The following is an 18896-nucleotide window of genomic DNA, read 5'->3' as shown; positions in this document are numbered from 1 at the left end:
GACTGCCAGATATCCCGGCGTCTTTGCCAGTTTTTTATTGTTTCAGGGGCCTAGATGGCACAATTTTTTAGAGAAAAACCAAACAGATCCAAGAAAGTCTCCGCAAAACTGTCACTCACGGCTTCCGGATTGGATCATCAGGGTGCCGGGATCGGTCAATATCAGGGCAAAGTGGTGTTTATTCCCGGCTTGTTACCCGGTGAGAGCGCCGAGGTGCAGCTCACCGAACAAAAAAAGAACTATGCCAGGGGCAAACTCATCCGCATCACCCAAACATCGCCGGAGCGGGTTGAACCCCAATGCCCCCATTATGCGCTTTGCGGCGGCTGCGATCTGCAACACTTGTCAGATTTGAGCCAGCGGCAGCACAAGCGCCGGGCCCTGGCCGAGTTGTTTGCCAAACTCTCTGGCCTATCCGAGCTGCCGGAGATAGGCGAGCTGGCTTCCGCCCCTTGGCATTATAGACGCAAGGCCAGACTGGCGACCTGGTATGACAAACAAAGTCGCGAATTCACCCTGGGGTTCAGGGCCAAGTCCAGCAGCAAGGTAGTTGCCATTGGCGAATGTCCTGTATTGGCGGCTTCGTTGTCGGAACTGATAAAGCCGTTGGCAGCGCAACTGGCTCACCTGCAGGGCGTGGCTCAGCTTGGTCATGTGGAGCTGATTGAAACCGAAGCCGGTCGTTTTGTGGTGCTGAGAATTACCCGGCCACTGGTGAATAAAGACAAGGAAAAGCTCAAGGCTTTTGCCGGGCAGCAAGGATTACAGTTGGTGCTGCAGGACAATCAGGGCGAGTGTGAGTACCTTACGGGCAATCAGCCAAGCTACCGCTTATCCGGCGCCAATGGCCGTGAGCTGACGCTTAAGTTTAATCCGGGGAATTTTATTCAGGTCAATGGTGAAGTAAACCGCGCCATGGTGGCCAAGGCCATAGATTGGCTGCAACCCAAAGCCGGCGAGCACATACTGGACCTCTTCTGCGGCATGGGTAACTTCAGTCTACCGTTGGCGGCCACCGGCGCTAGGGTCACAGGTGTCGAGGGCGTGCCTGCCATGGTTGAGCAGGCCAGACAAAATGCCAAACAGGCCGGGCTTGAAGGGTTGCAGTTCTTTTGCGCCGATCTCAGCGCCGACCTCTCGGCCGAGCCCTGGCTTGGTAAGGTGGATAAACTGCTGCTGGATCCCGCCCGGGCCGGTGCCTATGAGACGCTTTCTTATCTGAAAAACATCGCGCCCGAGCGAGTGGTGTATGTCTCCTGTAATCCGGCGAGCCTGGCGCGGGACAGCGTCTTGTTGCTTGAGCAAGGCTATCGCCTGGAGCGCCTCAGTGTGTTGGACATGTTTCCCCAGACCCATCACACCGAAGCCATGGCCTTGTTTGTGCGGAATTGATGCTTTTATTGTCTATCGAGTCAATTTTATCAATAAAGGTACTCACGGGGGTTTGACATCCCATCGGGTATGCTCAAGATAGGGAGTCTTGTTGAGTCTGTTAATCGGACACTAAAGGAAGGTGAGATGGTATCTGTTCGCGAAGCACACTTTAAGGATCCTGATTTCAATCTGGATGAGTGGGTTAATCGTTATGTGGCCGACTCCGCCGATGCCGGGCGTTTGTTGGAGCTGATAGCCAAGGTGGAAGCACTGCCTATGGGTAAGTGCAAGCGTCCCAAAGCCGAGCTGCAGGCCAAGGCGCGGGAGATGATAGAGATCCTCGCGCCGCTCAACATGGATATCGAAACTCTGCAGGCTGCCATCTTATTTGTGTTTTTCGAGGTGGGCATAGTCGATGAAGCCAAGCTCACCGAAGACTTTGGCCCCGAGTTGGCAACCTTGGTCAACAGCGTCAAGACCATGGATGCCATAGGCGCACTCAAGGTGGGCAATGACAGCCGCAGCAGCGAACCGCAAATCGACAATATCCGTAAGATGTTGCTGGCCATGGTGGAAGATGTACGCGCCGTGGTGATCAAACTGGCCGAGCGGGTATGCCTGCTGCGGGCCGTGAAAAACGACGATGAAGAAACCCGGGTATTGTTGGCCCGGGAAATTGCCGACATCTACGCGCCGCTGGCCAACCGTTTGGGCATAGGTCAGCTCAAGTGGGAGCTGGAGGATATCTCGTTTCGTTATCTGCATCCCGAGACCTATAAAGAGATTGCCAAGCAGCTGGACGGCAAGCGCCTGGACCGTGAAGTCTTTATCGACAACTTTGTCAATCAGTTGCAAACGCGGCTGGATGAAGAAGGCATTCGTGCCAAGGTCTATGGCCGCCCCAAACATATCTACTCCATCTGGCGCAAGATGCGCGGCAAGCAGCTTAAATTTGACGAGCTGTTTGACGTGCGTGCAGTGCGAATCGTCACCGACCGGCTGCAGGACTGCTACGGTGCGCTCGGTGTAGTGCATACCCTTTGGCACCATATTCCCAGAGAGTTTGACGACTATATTGCCAACCCCAAACCCAACGGCTATCAGTCGATTCACACTGTGGTGGTGGGGCCGGAGGGCAAAACAGTCGAAATCCAAATTCGTACCCAGCAGATGCATGAAGATGCCGAGCTCGGGGTGGCGGCTCACTGGAAATATAAAGAGGGCAATCACTCCGGCAAACAGAGTGGCTACGAAGAGAAGATCAACTGGCTGCGCAAGATTTTGCAGTGGCAGGAAGATGTGGTCGAGAGCGGCAACCTGGTGGAGGAGATCCGGGCCCAGGTCTTCGAAGACAGAGTTTATGTGTTTACCCCGTCCGGTGAAGTGGTGGACTTGCCAGCCGGCTCAACCGTGCTGGACTTTGCCTACTATATCCACTCCCAGGTGGGCCACAAGTGTATTGGCGCCAAGGTCGATGGCCGCATAGTGCCGTTCACCTACCAGGTGGAAACCGGTGAGCGCATCGAGATCATCACCTCCAAGCATCCCAATCCGAAGCGGGATTGGCTTAACCCCAACCTGGGTTATATCAAGACCTCCAGAGCCCGCAGCAAGATCCAACACTGGTTCAAGCAGCAGGACAGGGACAAGAACCTAGTGGCCGGACGCGAGATGTTGGAAGCCGAACTGGCGCGGGTGGGGCTGACACTCAAGGATGTCGGTAGCGCCATTGAGCGCTTCAACATGACCAACATGGACGACCTGTTGGCGGCCATAGGTGGCGGCGATGTGCGCCTCAACCAAGTGGTCAATCATGTACAGAGCCGGCTCAGGACTCAGGAGCCTTCTGACGAAGAGGCGGTGGAAGAGCTGGTCAAGAAAGGTCAGCAGAAACCCATAGGCGCCAATCGCGGCCAGATAGAGGTCAATGGTGTCGGTAATCTGATGAGCCATCTGGCGCGCTGCTGTCAGCCGGTGCCCGGTGATGAAATTTTCGGTTTTATTACCAAGGGGCGCGGTATTTCGGTGCACAGAGCCGATTGTGAGCAGGTCAAGGAACTGATGCGCGCCCATCCCGAGCGGGTAGTGGATGTGGTCTGGGGCGAAAACTACTCCGGCGGCTACAAAATCCGTATTCGAGTGGTGGCCAATGACAGAACCGGTCTGCTGCGGGATCTCACCTCTGTGCTGGCGGCGGAAAAGTCCAATGTGCTGGCGATGAGTTCCTCATCGGATCTCAAGAACCAGACTGCGGCCATTGAACTTGAGATGGAGCTTTATAACCTCGACGGTTTATCCCGGGTTATCTCCAAGCTGACCCAGATAGACGGGGTAATAGAAGCCCGCAGGCTCTGATGCCGGATTGGTATGCGAGTGACACGAAAAACAGGACGCATAGGTTGCGTCCTGCTGTTTTTTAAGACTTATCAAAGAGTCGTTGGATTGGTAAGCGTATTAGCAACAAAGGAGTAACGGCGGTGGCGGCAGATATCAATGCATTGCTTGAGATTATGGCAAAGCTCAGGGACCCTGAGCTGGGTTGCCCATGGGACAGGGCGCAGGATTTTGACTCCATAGTGCCCTACACCCTGGAAGAAGCCTATGAAGTGGCCGACGCCATAGAGAGCCGCGACTGGCAGGAGTTACCTTCTGAGCTTGGCGATCTGCTGTTTCAGGTGGTGTTCTATTGTCAGCTTGGCAAGGAAAAGGGCTGGTTTGATTTCGCCACTGTGCTTGAGCGGATATGTAATAAGCTTATCAATCGTCATCCCCATGTGTTTGCCGCCGATACCGACTTGAGTTTTGACTCGGCACCGGATGCCAAGAACAACTGGGAACGTATCAAGGCGGCCGAGCGCGCCGGGCGCGAGCTGCACTCAGTGCTGGACGATATTCCCAAGGCGCTGCCGGCGTTGGCGCGGGCGGGTAAGATCCAAAAGCGGGTCGCCCGGGTAGGGTTTGATTGGCCTGAGCTTGAGCCCGTGGTCGACAAGGTACACGAAGAGATTGAAGAAGTGTTGCACGAAGCGCGTCAAGCCATGCCGGATAAGGCCAGGGTTGAGGACGAAGTGGGCGACTTGCTGTTTGCTGCGGTGAATCTGGCGCGCCACTTGGGGGTGGACCCCGAGCAGGCCCTCAGAGGGGCCAACAACAAGTTTGAGCGGCGTTTTCGCGCCGTCGAGCAAAAAGCCAATGCCAGCGGCAAGCCGTTTGAAGAACATGATCTGCAGGCACTGGATGCTTATTGGGATCAGGTCAAGCGTGAAGAGCGCGGTGAAATCCAGTAGAAGGCGAAGCCTGGATTAAAATTGCGCGAATGAGATCAGAGCGTAAAAATTATCGTCATTCCTGTTTGGTAAATGGCAGGGGCTTTGATATACTGTCGCCCCGTCCTGGTGCTTTCATTCGAGCACCTATTTATCATTCTTTTTTCTCAGGTTCAGCATGACTACAAGGTATATCTTCGTTACTGGTGGCGTTGTTTCATCACTAGGTAAAGGCATTGCAGCAGCATCGCTCGCGGCAATTTTAGAGGCCAGAGGCCTGAATGTAACCATCATGAAGCTGGATCCTTACATCAACGTTGATCCGGGAACCATGAGCCCAACCCAACACGGGGAAGTATTTGTCACTGAGGACGGCGCAGAGACAGATCTGGACTTGGGCCACTATGAGCGTTTCATCCGTACCAAGATGAACCGCCGCAACAACTTCACTACAGGTCGTATCTACGAGGAAGTGCTGCGCAAGGAGCGTCGTGGTGACTACCTGGGTGCAACTATTCAGGTTATTCCGCACATCACCAACGCCATCAAGGAAAAAGTCCTCGAAGGCGGTGAAGGCCATGATGTCGCCATCGTTGAAATCGGTGGTACTGTGGGTGATATCGAATCTCTGCCCTTCCTCGAGTCTATCCGTCAGTTGGGTGTTGAACTGGGCCGCGATCGCAGTTTGTTTATGCATCTGACTCTGGTGCCTTTTATCGGCCCGGCTCAGGAAGTGAAAACCAAGCCGACTCAGCATTCAGTTAAAGAGCTGCGTTCTATCGGTATTGCGCCGGATATTCTGGTTTGCCGTGGCGACCGCGCTATTCCAGCCACAGAGCGAGCCAAAATCTCCCTGTTCTGTAATGTTGAAGAGCGGGCGGTTATCTCCCTCAAAGACGTGGATTCCATCTACAAGATCCCGGCGCTGCTGCGCTCACAAGGGCTGGATGAGCTGGTTGTCAAGCGCTTTGGCCTGAGCTGCCCTGAAGCCGATCTGTCCGAATGGGAAAACGTGGTTTATCAGGAAGCCAATCCAAACAATGAAGTGACCATAGGTATGGTCGGCAAGTATATTGAGCTGCCGGATGCCTACAAGTCAGTCAACGAAGCGCTGAAACATGCCGGCCTCAAAAACCGGGTTTCGGTGAACATCAAGTATATCGACTCCCAGACTGTTGAAGTCAAAGGCGTTGAAGTGCTGGAAGGTCTGGATGGCATTCTGGTTCCCGGCGGCTTTGGTGAGCGTGGTGTTGAAGGTAAGATCCTTGCCGCTCAATACGCCCGTGAAAACGAACTGCCATACTTTGGTATCTGTCTGGGTATGCAGGTTGCCCTGATTGAATTCGCCCGTCATGTCGCCGGCATGGAAGGTGCCCACTCTACCGAATTCAACAAGGAAACCCCGTTCCCTGTTGTGGGCCTGATCACCGAATGGATCGATGAAGAAGGCAATCTGGAGCAGCGTGACGAGGCCTCAGATCTTGGCGGTACCATGCGTCTTGGCGCTCAGCTGTGCCATCTAATTGAAGGCACCAAGGCCGCTGCGGCTTATAAGAGCAACACCTGTATCGAGCGTCACCGCCATCGTTACGAAGTGAACAACGCCTTCCGTGAGCGTCTGGAAAAAGCCGGCCTGGTATTCAGTGGCTTGTCTTCGGATCGCAAGCTGGTAGAGATGATCGAGATACCTGGTCACCCTTGGTTTGTTGCCGGTCAGTTCCATCCGGAATTCACCTCCACACCTCGCGACGGTCACCCTCTGTTTGAAGGTTTTGTCGCCGCCGCCAGTACTTACCAAAAGCGTAATCTGGGTTAAACTAGAAGAGCCGGACTGCTATGGCAGCTCCGGCTTTTTCATCCCCGGTGCGCCGGGAAGTGTGAAGTGAAAGTCCAATACCCATATGAGAGACGCTGAACGCTCAGATGGGTATGGGTTTTTTCTTTAACTTTAATCGAGGACATTATGGCTAAGATCATTAACGTCATTGGACGCGAAATCATGGATTCTCGCGGTAACCCCACTGTAGAAGCTGAAGTGCATCTGGAAGGTGGTTTCATCGGTATGGCAGCAGCCCCATCAGGCGCTTCTACCGGTAGCCGTGAAGCGCTGGAACTGCGCGATGGCGACAAGGCCCGCTATCTGGGTAAAGGTGTGCTCAAGGCTGTTGACAATGTCAACGGTCCTATCCGTGAAGCCCTGCTGGGTAAAGATGCCACGGCTCAAGCTGAGCTGGATGGCATCATGATCGCGCTGGACGGCACCGAAAACAAAGACAAGCTGGGCGCCAATGCCATTCTGGCTGTGTCTTTGGCTGCTGCCAAGGCCGCTGCTGCCTTCAAAGGTATGCCACTTTACGCTCACATCGCTGAACTGAACGGGACTCCTGGCCAGTACAGCATGCCGGTTCCTATGATGAACATCTTGAACGGTGGTGAGCATGCCGACAACAACGTCGACATTCAGGAATTCATGGTACAGCCAGTCGGTGCCAAGAGTTTCCGTGAAGCCCTGCGTATGGGCGCTGAAATCTTCCACAACCTGAAGAAGGTGCTCAAGTCCAAGGGCCTGAACACTGCCGTGGGTGACGAAGGTGGTTTTGCGCCTAACCTGTCATCCAACGCCGATGCCCTGGCGGTTATCAAAGAAGCCGTTGAAGCTGCTGGCTACAAACTCGGCACAGATGTGACTCTGGCGCTGGATTGTGCGGCTTCCGAGTTCTACAAAGACGGTAAGTATGACCTGGCCGGTGAAGGCAAGGTATTCGATTCCAACGGTTTCTCTGACTTCCTCAAGTCGCTGACCGAGCAGTATCCTATCGTTTCTATCGAAGATGGCTTGGATGAGTCTGATTGGGATGGCTGGGCTTACCAGACCAAGATCCTTGGTGACAAGATCCAGCTGGTGGGTGATGACCTGTTCGTGACCAACACCAAGATCCTGTCTCGCGGTATCGAGCAGGGTGTTGCCAACTCGATTCTGATCAAGTTCAACCAGATAGGTTCTCTGACCGAGACTCTGGCCGCTATCCGCATGGCCAAGGAAGCCGGTTACACCGCCGTTATCTCTCACCGCTCAGGTGAAACGGAAGATGCGACCATTGCCGACTTGGCAGTAGGTACCGCAGCCGGCCAGATCAAGACCGGCTCTCTGTGCCGCTCTGACCGTGTTGCCAAGTACAACCAGCTGCTGCGTATTGAAGAGCAACTGGGCGCCAAGGCAGCCTACCGTGGCCTGAGTGAGATCAAAGGTCAGGCGTAATTTTCGCCCCCAGCTACAAAAGGCCGCCACTTGGTGGCCTTTTTTGTTGTACTATCAACACTAATCGTATTTTTTAGGGCATGAGCTGAATTTATCACCATGAAACGACTGCTTTTTGTCATCGCCTTGTTGCTGGGGCTACTGCAATATCGTCTTTGGCTGGGAGAAAACAGTCTGCCGGAGTACTTCCATCTTGAGCAGCAGATAGCGGCTCAAAATGACAGCAATGCCAGGCTCGAAGAGCGTAACCAGGTATTGAAAGAGGAGATCCGCGATCTGCGCAGCGGTACCGAAGCCCTGGAAGAGCGTGCCCGCAATGAGCTGGGGTTAATCAAGAAGGGTGAAACCTTTTATCGGGTTGTTGGTGGTGAGCAGCGTTCCATGTCTTTGGCCAGTCAGTAACGGCCCAATTTCAACATAATGGATATCCATGAGCGAATCTATTTCCTCCCGGACTACAGCGGCCGGGATCCCCAGTGATGAACAAGTGATTGCCATAGTACCGGCAGCGGGAATAGGCAGTCGCATGGGCGCCGACTGTCCCAAGCAGTATCTGCCACTCGCCGGCTCCTGTATTTTGGAGCAAACCCTCAAGGGGTTGCTGAGCCACAATGGCATCTCAAGGGTGATAGTGGCGCTGAACCCGGAAGATAGCTTCTTTGGCAAACTGGCGGTGGCCAGTCATCCCAAGTTGGAGACTGTCACCGGCGGTAAAGAGCGGGCCGATTCTGTGTTGGCGGCGCTTGAGAACCTGGTAGCCGACAAGCAATTGCCCGCCAATACCTGGGCTCTGGTACACGATGCCGCCAGACCCTGCCTGACCCATGGCGATATTGATAAGCTGCTTGCTTCACGAAAACAACATCCTCAGGGGGCGATACTGGCTGCGCCGGTGCGCGATACCATGAAACGCAGCGGCGTTGATGGCTGCATCAGTGAAACGGTTGCCAGAGAAGCGCTCTGGCATGCGCTAACGCCGCAGCTGTTTCCACTGCTCACTTTGACTGATGCGCTGAAAGCGGCGCTGGCCGCCGGTGTGCTGGTGACAGATGAAGCCTCGGCGATGGAGTGGCGCGGAGTACACCCGGCACTTATCAGCGGCCGCAGTGACAATATCAAGGTAACCCATCCGGACGACTTGCCGCTGGCAGCGCTTTATCTGGCGCATCAGCGGGGCAACTGAATACAGGAACAAGCAATGAATATACGTATTGGACACGGTTTTGATGTACATAAATTCGGTGGTGAGCCGCCCTTGGTCCTCGGTGGGGTGAAAGTGCCGTACCACACAGGCCTGTTGGCGCACTCGGATGGTGATGTGGTATTGCACGCGATTTCAGATGCGATACTCGGCGCCATGGCACTTGGTGACATAGGTAAACACTTTCCCGATACAGATGCCGAATTCAAGGGAGCCGACAGCCGGGTGCTGCTGCGTCATTGTTACCGCTTGGCACTGGACAAAGGCTTTCGTCTCGGCAACCTGGATGTGACTATTATTGCCCAGGCGCCCAAGATGGCGCCTCATATTGAAGCCATTCGGCAGATGTTGGCCGAAGATCTGCACACAGATCTCGATTCCATCAACGTCAAGGCGACCACTACAGAAAAACTCGGCTTTACCGGCCGAGGTGAAGGCATTGCGGTAGAAGCCGTGGTGCTGATGTTCGGTATGTAATACCGACTCATTTACAGGAAAAGATTCAAATAAGATGAATTCATTACACTTTCTCTATGGCAAGCCTCTCTCCAAAGGCGATATGCGCACCAGCAACAGCGATTTTCAAGTGCAGGAAATACTGCCTTTTCTGCCCTCGGGCGAGGGTGAGCACCATCTGCTGCATATTCGTAAAGATGGCCTGAATACGGTTCAGGTGGCCGAGATGCTGGCCAAATTGGCCAAGGTTCATCCCAAAGAGGTGACCTTTGCCGGCCAGAAGGATAAGAATGCCATCACAGAGCAGTGGTTCGGCGTACGAATTCCGGGTAAGGAAACACCGGATTGGCTGAGTCTCAACAGTGAGTCCATTACGGTATTGAGTGCGGCGCGTCATAACAAGAAGTTGCGCATTGGCGCGCTTTCCGGTAACCGTTTCAAGCTGGTTCTGCGCCAGATAACTCAGCCGGAAGATGTATTGCAGCGGCTGGAGTCGATTGCCGAGGGGGGCGTACCCAACTATTTCGGTGAACAGCGCTTTGGCCACAACGGCCGCAACATAGAAATGGCGCGGCAGATGCTGCAGGGGCGCAAGGTGAAAGACAGAAACAAGCGCTCCATCTACCTGTCGGCGCTGCGCTCATTATTGTTCAATCAACTGGTCTCTCAGCGCCTGGCGACCCATGGGCTTGAGTGTCTCGACGGTGATTGTGTCATGCTGGCCGGCAGCCGCAGTTTCTTTGTTGCCGAGCGCTGGGATGAGGTGTTGCAACAAAGGCTGGCAGAGAAAGATATTTTGCTGTCGGCGCCCATGTGGGGTAGGGGGCAGCCACTCAGCAGTGCCGATGCCTTGGCCTTTGAGGCTCAGGTACTGGCCGAATACAGCGCCGATTGTGAAGGCCTGGAAAAAGCTGGGCTCGAGCAGGAAAGGCGACCACTGTTGCTGCGCCCCGAAGGGATGAAGTACCAGTTTATCGAGCCGGACACACTGGAGCTGGAGTTCAGCCTTCCTGCGGGCAGCTTTGCAACCTCTGTGCTGCGGGAACTGCTCGACTATGATGATGTGACCGAACGTCTGTGGCGTGAGCGCCAGGCAGCTCAGGAAGGAAACCCTGCATGAAAATCTTGGTCAGCAACGATGATGGGGTAACGGCTCCTGGGATCCGCGCCCTATCGGAAGCCTTGTCCGCCGTTGCCGAAGTGCTCACTGTGGCGCCGGATCGCAACTGTTCCGGTGCCAGTAACTCTTTAACCTTGACGAATCCCTTAAGGATTAATAAGTTAGACAATGGCTACATCTCGGTAAATGGCACGCCAACCGATTGCGTTCATCTGGCGATTCGCGAACTCTATGAAGGCGAACCCGACATGGTGGTCTCGGGTATCAATGCCGGTGCCAATATGGGAGACGATACCCTCTACTCAGGCACAGTGGCGGCGGCGATGGAAGGGCGTTTTCTGGGGTTGCCGGCAGTGGCCGTATCCCTGGTGGGCCGTGAGCTTACGCATTATGACAGTGCGGCGGCCTATGCGGTGAAGATCATCATGGGGCTTAAGAAGCATCCTATTGCCTCGGATCAGATCCTCAATATCAATGTGCCGGATCTGCCTCTCGATGAAATCAAGGGGATACGGGTTACTCGGCTCGGCGCCCGCCATAAGGCCGAAGGTATGGTCAGAGCCAGAGATCCTCACGGCCGCGAGGTGTTTTGGTTGGGGCCACCCGGGATTGAACTGGATGTGGGTGAAGACACAGACTTTTATGCCGTGTCTCAGGGATATGTATCCATCACCCCATTAACTGTAGATTTAACCGCCTATCGGCAGCTTTCACAATTGCAACACTGGATAGAAAAACTATGACCCGGGTAGCCTCCACATCGGCACTGAACTTAACCAGAAAACTGCAGGAAGCAGGGATCCGTCACCCGGGTCTGTTGCAGGTGGTGGCCAAAACCCCCAGAGAGTTGTTTCTTGATGGTGCCTTGGCGCACAAGGCTTATGAAAACACCGCCCTACCCATAGGCTCGGGCCAAACCATATCCCAGCCTTACATTGTGGCGAGAATGACGGAGTTATTGTTGGAGCATAATCCTGCCAAGGTGCTTGAAATAGGTACCGGCTCAGGATATCAGGCGGCGGTGCTGGCGCAGTTGGTGCCAGAGCTTTGCACGGTTGAGCGGATTAAAAGCCTGCAAATTCAGGCTCGCCAACGCCTCAAACGCTTGGATCTGCACAACGTGGCCTTCAAATACGGTGATGGCTGGCAAGGTTGGCCCAACAGGGCGCCCTTCGATGCCATCATGGTGACAGCGGCGGCCTCTGACATTCCCACAGCCTTGCTGGAACAGTTGGCAGAGGGGGGCGTACTGGTGATCCCCGTTGGTGATGAGAGCCAACAGTTGCTGAAGATCTGCCGGGAGAGGGGACAGTTTATTTCCCAAGTGGTCGAAGCGGTAAAATTTGTTCCCTTAATCAGTGGCGGTTTGGCCTGATAGTCATTAAAGCATGCAGGAGTATTCTTGAGCCCATTGCATTCCAGCCAGTTTCTGCATAAAAAGGCGTCATTTCTTTGTCGCCTTGGCTCAGTGCTATTGGTCACTCTGGTTTCTGGATGCAGTTTTCAGGCTCACAGGCCGGCTCCGGTCGAATCCATTTATGGCGTAAAACGGCCGGCGATCGAAAGAGGCTCTATTCGCTCTGATACCTATAAGGTGAAAAAGGGCGATACCCTCTACTCCATCGCTTGGGGGGCCGGTAAAGACTATGCACAAATAGCCAAGTTAAATCAGCTAGATAAGTCTTATACCATCTACCCTGGCCAAGTGCTCATTCTCGATAGTAAAAAAAATGTTAAATCGAATTCGCAGCCGAGTTCGAGTAAAAACTCCAAATCCAAACCTCAAAAACCAAAAGATAAGATCTATAAAAAACAGACTGTTAAGCAGAAGCAAGCCGTCGCTCAAGCCAAGCAAAATAAGCCGAAAAAAACACTTGATCCCAAACCAAAGTCTGCTTACCCTGTATCCAATGGTAAACAGAATGTTAACCATGTTGTCCACAAGCCGAGTTCGACTCTGCCGGACAAAGTCAGTCGCTGGATATGGCCAGTCAATGGTCGGGTGATTGGCGCCTTCTCTGCCAAAGAGCAGGGAAACAAAGGAATCAAGATAGCCGGCAACCGAGGCGATATTATTAAAGCCACTGCCGATGGTCGGGTAGTCTATGCGGGTAATGCTTTGCGGGGTTATGGAAACCTCGTCATTATCAAGCATAGTGATGACTATCTCAGTGCTTACGCCCACGCCGATAAGATCTTGGTCAAGGAAAAGCAGCATGTGTCCGCCGGGCAAACTGTTGCGAAGATGGGAAGTACAGGCACCAACCAGGTCATGCTGCACTTTGAGATCCGCTACCATGGTCAGTCTGTTAATCCACTTAATTATTTACCCAAACGCTGATTGTTTGGGAGCCAAAGTTGGCATATGGAGGATAAAAAGCGATGTAAATTAGTTTGTTAAGGTTTGGGAGAGAATATTATGAGCCGCAAAAATGCTAGCGCACCCGTGGAAGAGCTTGTAGATTTATCCGTAAACGACACGGAAGTGGCGTCGAAGAAGGAAGAAGCTCTGGCCGAAATGGTTCAGGATGACCTGCAAAAGAACTTAGACGCGACCCAACTTTATCTGAGTGAAATCGGATTTTCCCCCTTGCTGAGTGCAGAAGAAGAAGTCTTTTTCTCGCGCAAGGCCCTCAAAGGTTGTGAAAAATCACGCAACCGCATGATCGAAAGTAATTTACGCCTCGTGGTTAAAATAGCCCGCCGTTACAACAACCGCGGCTTGGCACTCTTGGATCTGATTGAAGAAGGCAATCTTGGTCTGATCCGTGCCGTAGAGAAGTTTGACCCCGAGCGCGGATTCCGTTTCTCCACTTATGCCACCTGGTGGATCCGCCAGACCATAGAGCGAGCCATAATGAATCAGACCCGCACCATACGTCTGCCTATTCATGTGGTGAAAGAGCTCAATGTGTATCTGCGTACAGCCCGGGAGTTGGCTCATAAGCTGGATCACGAACCCACAGCCGAAGAGATAGCCGAAAAGAACTGCCGAGCAGTGATGTCAGCAAGATGCTGAAGCTGAATGAGAGGATCACCTCGGTCGACACCCCGATAGGCGGTGACAACGACAAGGCTCTACTCGATGTGTTGGCGGATGATGATGAGATGACGCCGGATGCCCAGGTGCAGGAAGAAGACATTTCCAATTCAGTGGTTAAGTGGCTCAATGAGCTCAATACCAAGCAAAGAGAAGTGCTTGCCAGACGCTTTGGCCTACTGGGATATGAACCTTCTACTCTGGAAGATGTGGGCTCGGAAATTGGCCTGACCCGTGAAAGAGTGCGGCAAATTCAGGTGGAGGCATTGAAACGCCTGCGCGACATACTCTCCTCTCAGGGGTTGTCGGTAGAGGCCCTGTTCAAGGCCTAAAGCAACTTACCATCCTTTGTAATAAAAAGAAGGGACGCATTGCGCCCCTTCTTTCTTGTATTTACAAGCCACAGCGATAGCTGGAGTAGCGGACTTAGTTTGCCAACGCCTTGAGTTTATAGATTAGGTCCAGCGCCTCTCTTGGGCTGAGTTCATCCGGGTTCAGCCTGCCAAGCAGAAGTTCAAGCTCAGATGGCGGCGTTTCCAGTTGCAGTGTGGCCTGCGCCGGGACATTGGAGTCTTGACCGTGATCGCGACTTTCAAGTTGTTGCAGTTTCAATTTTGCGGCCTTGATCACTGAGGCCGGAACACCGGCCAGTGAAGCAACCTGCAAACCATAGCTCTTGCTGGCGGCCCCCTCCTGCACTGCGTGCATAAAGACTATGCTGTCGCCATGCTCCATGGCATCCAGATGTACATTGGCAACTTGGGGCATCAATTCTGCCAACTGAGTCAGCTCGAAGTAATGGGTGGCAAACAGTGTCATGGCGCCGAGTCGCTGAGCCAGATACTCTGCCGCCGACCAGGCAAGTGACAAGCCGTCATAGGTGGAGGTGCCGCGGCCAATCTCATCCATCAGCACCAGACTCTCTGCGGTCGCATTGTGGAGAATATTGGCCGTTTCTGTCATTTCCACCATAAAGGTGGAGCGGCCCGAGGCCAGATCGTCCGAGGCGCCGATACGGGTGAAGATCCTGTCAACAGGCCCTAGAATCGCCTTATCTGCCGGCACAAAGCTGCCGATATGCGCCATCAGGGTGATCAGTGCCACCTGACGCATGTAAGTGGACTTACCGCCCATATTGGGGCCTGTGACCACCAACATTTTACGCTCAGGGCTAAGAGTTACCGGGTTGGCGATAAAGGGAGCCTGGCTGACCCGCTCAACTACTGGGTGACGCCCGGCTTCAATATGTATGCCCGGCTTATCGCTCAATTCCGGCTGGTTGTAGTTGAGGCTGTCGGCCCGCTCGGCAAAGTTGCTCAGTACATCCAACTCGGCCGCCGCCATGGCAAAGGCCTGCAACTCGCTGAGCTTGGGTAGCAGGAGATCGAACAGCTCGTCCCAAAGCTGTTTTTCCAGTGCCAGCGCCTTGCCCTGACTGGAGAGCACTTTCTCTTCATACTCTTTCAGCTCGGGGATGATATAGCGCTCGGTGTTTTTCAATGTCTGGCGTCTTTGGTAGCTCAGAGGCACCAGCGCCGACTGGCCGCGGGAAACTTCGATATAGTAGCCGTGTACCCGGTTGAAACCGACTTTCAGGGTGGCTATTCCCGTTTGCTCTTTTTCCCTGACTTCCAACTGTTGCAGATAGTCACTGGCGCCTTCACTGAGGCGGCGCCATTCATCCAGTTCGGCATGATAACCATCGCGGATCACGCCGCCATCACGAATGAGTACCGGTGGGTTGTCGACAATGGCCCGCTCCAGCAGCGCGAGTTCTTCAGGGAATTCACTGAGCTGGCGTTTCAAACGGCCAAGCTCGGGGCTTTGCGTATTTGCCAATAGTTGCTGCAGTTGCGGCAACAGCGCCAGCGCTTGCCGCAGACGGGCAAAGTCTCTCGGGCGGGCGCTTCTCAGAGCCAGGCGCGCCATGATCCGCTCCACATCACCGAGCGCCTTGAGGTCATCATGCAACGGTTCGAACAGGCCGCTGGCAATCAACTCCGCCACAGCAGTTTGTCGCAGGCCTATCTGTTGATGATCTCTGAGTGGCTGATGGATCCAGCGCTGTAACATCCTACTGCCCATGGGGGTAGCGGTTGCATCCAGCACCGAAGCCAAAGTATTGTCCCGGCCACCGGCAAGGTTCACCGTCAGTTCCAGATTCCGACGGGTGGCGGCATCCAACACTATGCTGTCGCTCTGGTTAAAGCGGGTAATGGCATTGATATGGGGCAGGGCGGTGCGCTGGGTATCTTTGACATACTGCATCAGGCAGCCGGCGGCCTGCAGTGACAGCCTGGCGTCTGTTATGCCAAAACCACGCAGATCTTTGGTGCCAAACTGATCCAGCAACAATCGCATGCTGGTATCCAAGTCAAACTCCCACTCGGGACGACGGCGTTTGCCCTTGATGCCGGCGATCAGGCTTTGTTGGGAAAAGTCTTCGCTGTAGAGCAGCTCGGCCGGTTTGGTGCGTTGCAGCTCTGCCTCCAATGATTCAAGGGTGGCCAGCTCGGCAATCACAAAACGGCCGGAGGCCACATCCAAGGTGGCGTAGCCAAAACCGTTCTTGCCTTCGTAGACGGCGGCCAGCAAGTTATCCTGACGTTCTTGCAGCAGCGCTTCATCGGTGAGGGTTCCGGGAGTCACTATGCGCACCACTTTGCGCTCGACCGGCCCTTTGGACGTGGCCGGGTCACCAATCTGCTCACAGATGGCAACCGACTCACCGAGCTGCACCAGCTTGGCGAGATAACCTTCCACCGCATGATAGGGAATACCCGCCATAGGAATAGGATCGCCGCCACTCTTGCCCCTGGCCGTCAGTGAAATACCCAAGAGCTCGGAGGCTTTTTTGGCATCATCGTAAAACAGTTCGTAAAAGTCCCCCATGCGATAAAACAGCAGCATTTCGGCATGCTGCGCCTTCATCGACAGATACTGGCGCATCATAGGGGTGTGTTTTTCCAAATCAGGGTTATCCATAGGCGTGATCACTGCATTCATGGGAGCTTTCAGATGTTTCCTTGACTGTTTTTCCAAGAGCGGTTGCCCTTTCGACAATGGCGCCAATAGTATCAGTTATTCATCACTGAACCAGTCGTGGGCGGGTAAATTTTATGCTTTCGGTCACAAGTGATTGATCCGCAAGCGGCCTTTAAATAAATTATCACCAGCACTTGATACTGTATGATTGTACAGTATACTAGGTGGCAGATTGGTATTGACGCCAAAGCTCTTAAAAGGAGCGGCAACATAGATTTCAGGCGGCGCATTGCGCCGCAATCAAGAGGGAACAGGAATGAAAATAGATCCAAACAAAGAGAAGGCGCTGAACGCAGTTCTGGGACAGATAGAGAAGCAGTTCGGTAAAGGTTCTATCATGAAACTGGGTGAAGACAGAACCATGGATGTCGAAACCATCTCTACCGGTTCGCTTTCTCTGGACGTGGCTCTGGGGGCCGGCGGTCTGCCAATGGGCCGTATCGTTGAGATCTATGGTCCTGAATCTTCTGGTAAAACAACCCTGACACTGGAAGTGATTGCTGCGGCGCAGCGTGAAGGCAAAGTGTGTGCTTTTATCGATGCCGAACACGCACTGGATCCTATCTACGCCAAGAAGCTGGGCGTGGATATCGATAACCTCCTGTGTTCTCAGCCAGATACAGGTGAACAGGCGCTGGAGATCTGTGATGCGCTGACTCGCAGTGGCGCCGTCGATGTCATCATTGTTGACTCAGTGGCGGCGCTGACGCCCAAGGCTGAAATCGAAGGTGAAATCGGTGATTCCCACATGGGTCTGGCGGCCCGTATGATGAGCCAGGCAATGCGCAAGCTGGCCGGTAACCTCAAGCAGTCCAACACTCTGCTTATCTTCATCAACCAGATCCGGATGAAGATAGGGGTCATGTTCGGTAACCCTGAAACCACCACTGGTGGTAACGCCCTTAAGTTCTACGCTTCCGTTCGTCTCGATATTCGCCGTACCGGCGCTATCAAAGAGGGTGACGAGGTTGTTGGTAACGAAACTCGGGTTAAAGTGGTTAAGAACAAGATTGCCGCCCCCTTCAAACAAGCCGATTTCCAAATTCTCTATGGTCAGGGGATCAACCGTACCGGTGAGTTGGTTGACCTGGGCGTAGCCCACAAGCTGGTGGAAAAATCCGGCGCCTGGTACAGCTACAAAGGTGACAAGATAGGTCAAGGCCGCGCCAATGCCGGTAAGTTCCTCAAGGAAAATCCCGAAGTGGCAGCCGAAATCGAAGCGGCACTGCGCGCTAAACTGCTCAGCAAAGCTGAAGCGGCTCCTGCCAGCGCCGAGACAGGTGAAGGCAATGTCGATCTGGAAACCGGAGAAGTCTTCTGAGCCAGTCGGTAATGGATGTTGCGGTCGCGCTATTGGCGCGCCGCGACTATGGCCGCGAGCAACTCAAGAGCCGCTTGCTGGACAAGGGCTTTGAGTCGCCGGAAGTTGAACAGACTTTGGATGCTCTGGAAGCCAAAGGTTTTATCGATGATCAGCGTTTCGCTGCAGCCTTGCTGCGCAGCCATATTGCCAAGGCCCACGGCCCGGGGAAAGTGCGTCAGGCACTGATGCAAAAGGGCTTAAATAAACAATGTATTGAGCAGGTTTTGGATGCCAGTGATTGTGACTGGTTTGCCTTGGCCCGTACGCGCGCGCTGAAGAAATTCGGTGATAGTCCCGCAGATGATATGAAAGAAAAAGCTCGTCGAATTCGTCACTTGATGGGGCAGGGCTTTAGTTATGATCAAGTGGCATATGCCCTTGAATATGACCCTTACGACTGACTTTTCCCTCTATCACAATTGCCCCTTCACAACTAAGCTTACCGCTGCTAAAGCATCCCAAACTGACCTTGTTTTACAAAACCCCAGCATTTACTTTCCTTGAGTTGCAGTCGTTGTTTGCACGCCAAAGTAACACTCAGCTGTTAACACTCCGTTCTGGCGCTTTTAGCTGACTTTATCTGTCCCGTTAAAACTTGCCGTAGCCTTCAGGGCTCCATCCCCTGAGTGATTCCGCGCCTGTGGCAAATGGTATTTGCTGACTCAGGTTATTGGGTTTCGGCTTATGCCGCTAACGCTCTCTGTACCTTGGCTGTATCAGGCGTCATACCCTGCGCAATCTAATTGGTATTCTGGCGCTGCATGCTTATAAT

15 protein-coding genes and 1 pseudogene are annotated in these 18896 nt (G+C 53.7%); 15 read left to right on the top strand and 1 reads right to left on the bottom strand.

From position 1 onward, the window contains the following. Positions 1-54: 54 nt before the first annotated feature. From rlmD to rpoS, 13 genes and pseudogenes are all read left to right on the top strand, one after another. On the top strand, positions 55-1392 hold the full coding sequence (rlmD, locus tag E1N14_RS14860; RefSeq protein ID WP_025011655.1) for a 23S rRNA (uracil(1939)-C(5))-methyltransferase RlmD: 1338 nt from the start codon (positions 55-57) through the stop codon (positions 1390-1392). A 126-nt stretch (positions 1393-1518) separates the two neighbouring features. Then, a complete protein-coding gene (gene relA / locus E1N14_RS14855; RefSeq protein ID WP_044734857.1) occupies positions 1519-3729 on the top strand; it encodes a GTP diphosphokinase in 2211 nt (736 codons plus the stop codon). A 122-nt stretch (positions 3730-3851) separates the two neighbouring features. Next, complete coding sequence (mazG, locus tag E1N14_RS14850) at positions 3852-4661, top strand: nucleoside triphosphate pyrophosphohydrolase (protein ID WP_313906108.1); 810 nt, start codon at positions 3852-3854, stop codon at positions 4659-4661. Positions 4662-4818: 157 nt separating this feature from the next. After that, complete coding sequence (locus tag E1N14_RS14845; protein ID WP_028781516.1) at positions 4819-6456, top strand: CTP synthase; 1638 nt, start codon at positions 4819-4821, stop codon at positions 6454-6456. Between the two features lie 147 nt (positions 6457-6603). Next, on the top strand, positions 6604-7899 hold the full coding sequence (gene eno, locus E1N14_RS14840; protein ID WP_025011657.1) for a phosphopyruvate hydratase: 1296 nt from the start codon (positions 6604-6606) through the stop codon (positions 7897-7899). Between the two features lie 99 nt (positions 7900-7998). Continuing rightward, a complete protein-coding gene (ftsB, locus tag E1N14_RS14835; RefSeq protein ID WP_025011658.1) occupies positions 7999-8301 on the top strand; it encodes a cell division protein FtsB in 303 nt (100 codons plus the stop codon). Between the two features lie 28 nt (positions 8302-8329). Beyond that, the gene (gene ispD / locus E1N14_RS14830; protein WP_051547152.1) at positions 8330-9082 is read left to right on the top strand and encodes a 2-C-methyl-D-erythritol 4-phosphate cytidylyltransferase; all 753 of its coding nucleotides are present in this window, start codon (positions 8330-8332) and stop codon (positions 9080-9082) included. A gap of 15 nt (positions 9083-9097) precedes the next feature. After that, entirely contained in the window at positions 9098-9577 is a 480-nt protein-coding gene (ispF, locus tag E1N14_RS14825) for a 2-C-methyl-D-erythritol 2,4-cyclodiphosphate synthase (RefSeq protein ID WP_062793898.1), read from the top strand. 34 nt (positions 9578-9611) lie between these two features. Continuing rightward, positions 9612-10676 (top strand): tRNA pseudouridine(13) synthase TruD, encoded by a 1065-nt coding sequence (gene truD / locus E1N14_RS14820; RefSeq protein ID WP_025889137.1) that lies wholly within the window; start codon positions 9612-9614, stop codon positions 10674-10676. Beyond that, positions 10673-11419 (top strand): 5'/3'-nucleotidase SurE, encoded by a 747-nt coding sequence (gene surE, locus E1N14_RS14815; protein ID WP_044734853.1) that lies wholly within the window; start codon positions 10673-10675, stop codon positions 11417-11419. The genes truD and surE overlap by 4 nt, the downstream gene beginning before the upstream one ends. Continuing rightward, positions 11416-12051, top strand: coding sequence for a protein-L-isoaspartate(D-aspartate) O-methyltransferase (locus E1N14_RS14810; protein WP_025011661.1), 636 nt, complete (start codon positions 11416-11418; stop codon positions 12049-12051). Before surE ends, E1N14_RS14810 begins: the two co-directional genes overlap by 4 nt. 54 nt (positions 12052-12105) lie before the next feature. Continuing rightward, positions 12106-13017 (top strand): peptidoglycan DD-metalloendopeptidase family protein, encoded by a 912-nt coding sequence (locus E1N14_RS14805; RefSeq protein WP_062793901.1) that lies wholly within the window; start codon positions 12106-12108, stop codon positions 13015-13017. Positions 13018-13095: 78 nt separating this feature from the next. Next, positions 13096-14048: pseudogene (gene rpoS, locus E1N14_RS14800) on the top strand (RNA polymerase sigma factor RpoS). 94 nt (positions 14049-14142) lie between these two features. Here rpoS and mutS read toward each other — a convergent pair. After that, a complete protein-coding gene (gene mutS, locus E1N14_RS14795; RefSeq protein WP_371874331.1) occupies positions 14143-16701 on the bottom strand; it encodes a DNA mismatch repair protein MutS in 2559 nt (852 codons plus the stop codon). Positions 16702-17017: 316 nt separating this feature from the next. On the opposite strand from mutS, the gene recA reads away from it, so the two are divergent. Next, a complete protein-coding gene (recA, locus tag E1N14_RS14790; RefSeq protein WP_025011663.1) occupies positions 17018-18082 on the top strand; it encodes a recombinase RecA in 1065 nt (354 codons plus the stop codon). 11 nt (positions 18083-18093) lie between these two features. Beyond that, positions 18094-18525 (top strand): regulatory protein RecX, encoded by a 432-nt coding sequence (locus E1N14_RS14785; RefSeq protein ID WP_371872948.1) that lies wholly within the window; start codon positions 18094-18096, stop codon positions 18523-18525. The last annotated feature ends 371 nt before the right edge of the window (positions 18526-18896 follow it).

It is taken from the genome of Shewanella algae, from assembly GCF_009183365.2.
Classification (GTDB): domain Bacteria; phylum Pseudomonadota; class Gammaproteobacteria; order Enterobacterales; family Shewanellaceae; genus Shewanella; species Shewanella algae.
Note: the sequence above shows the minus strand (reverse complement) of the source record. Positions and strands in the feature narration are given on the sequence as shown.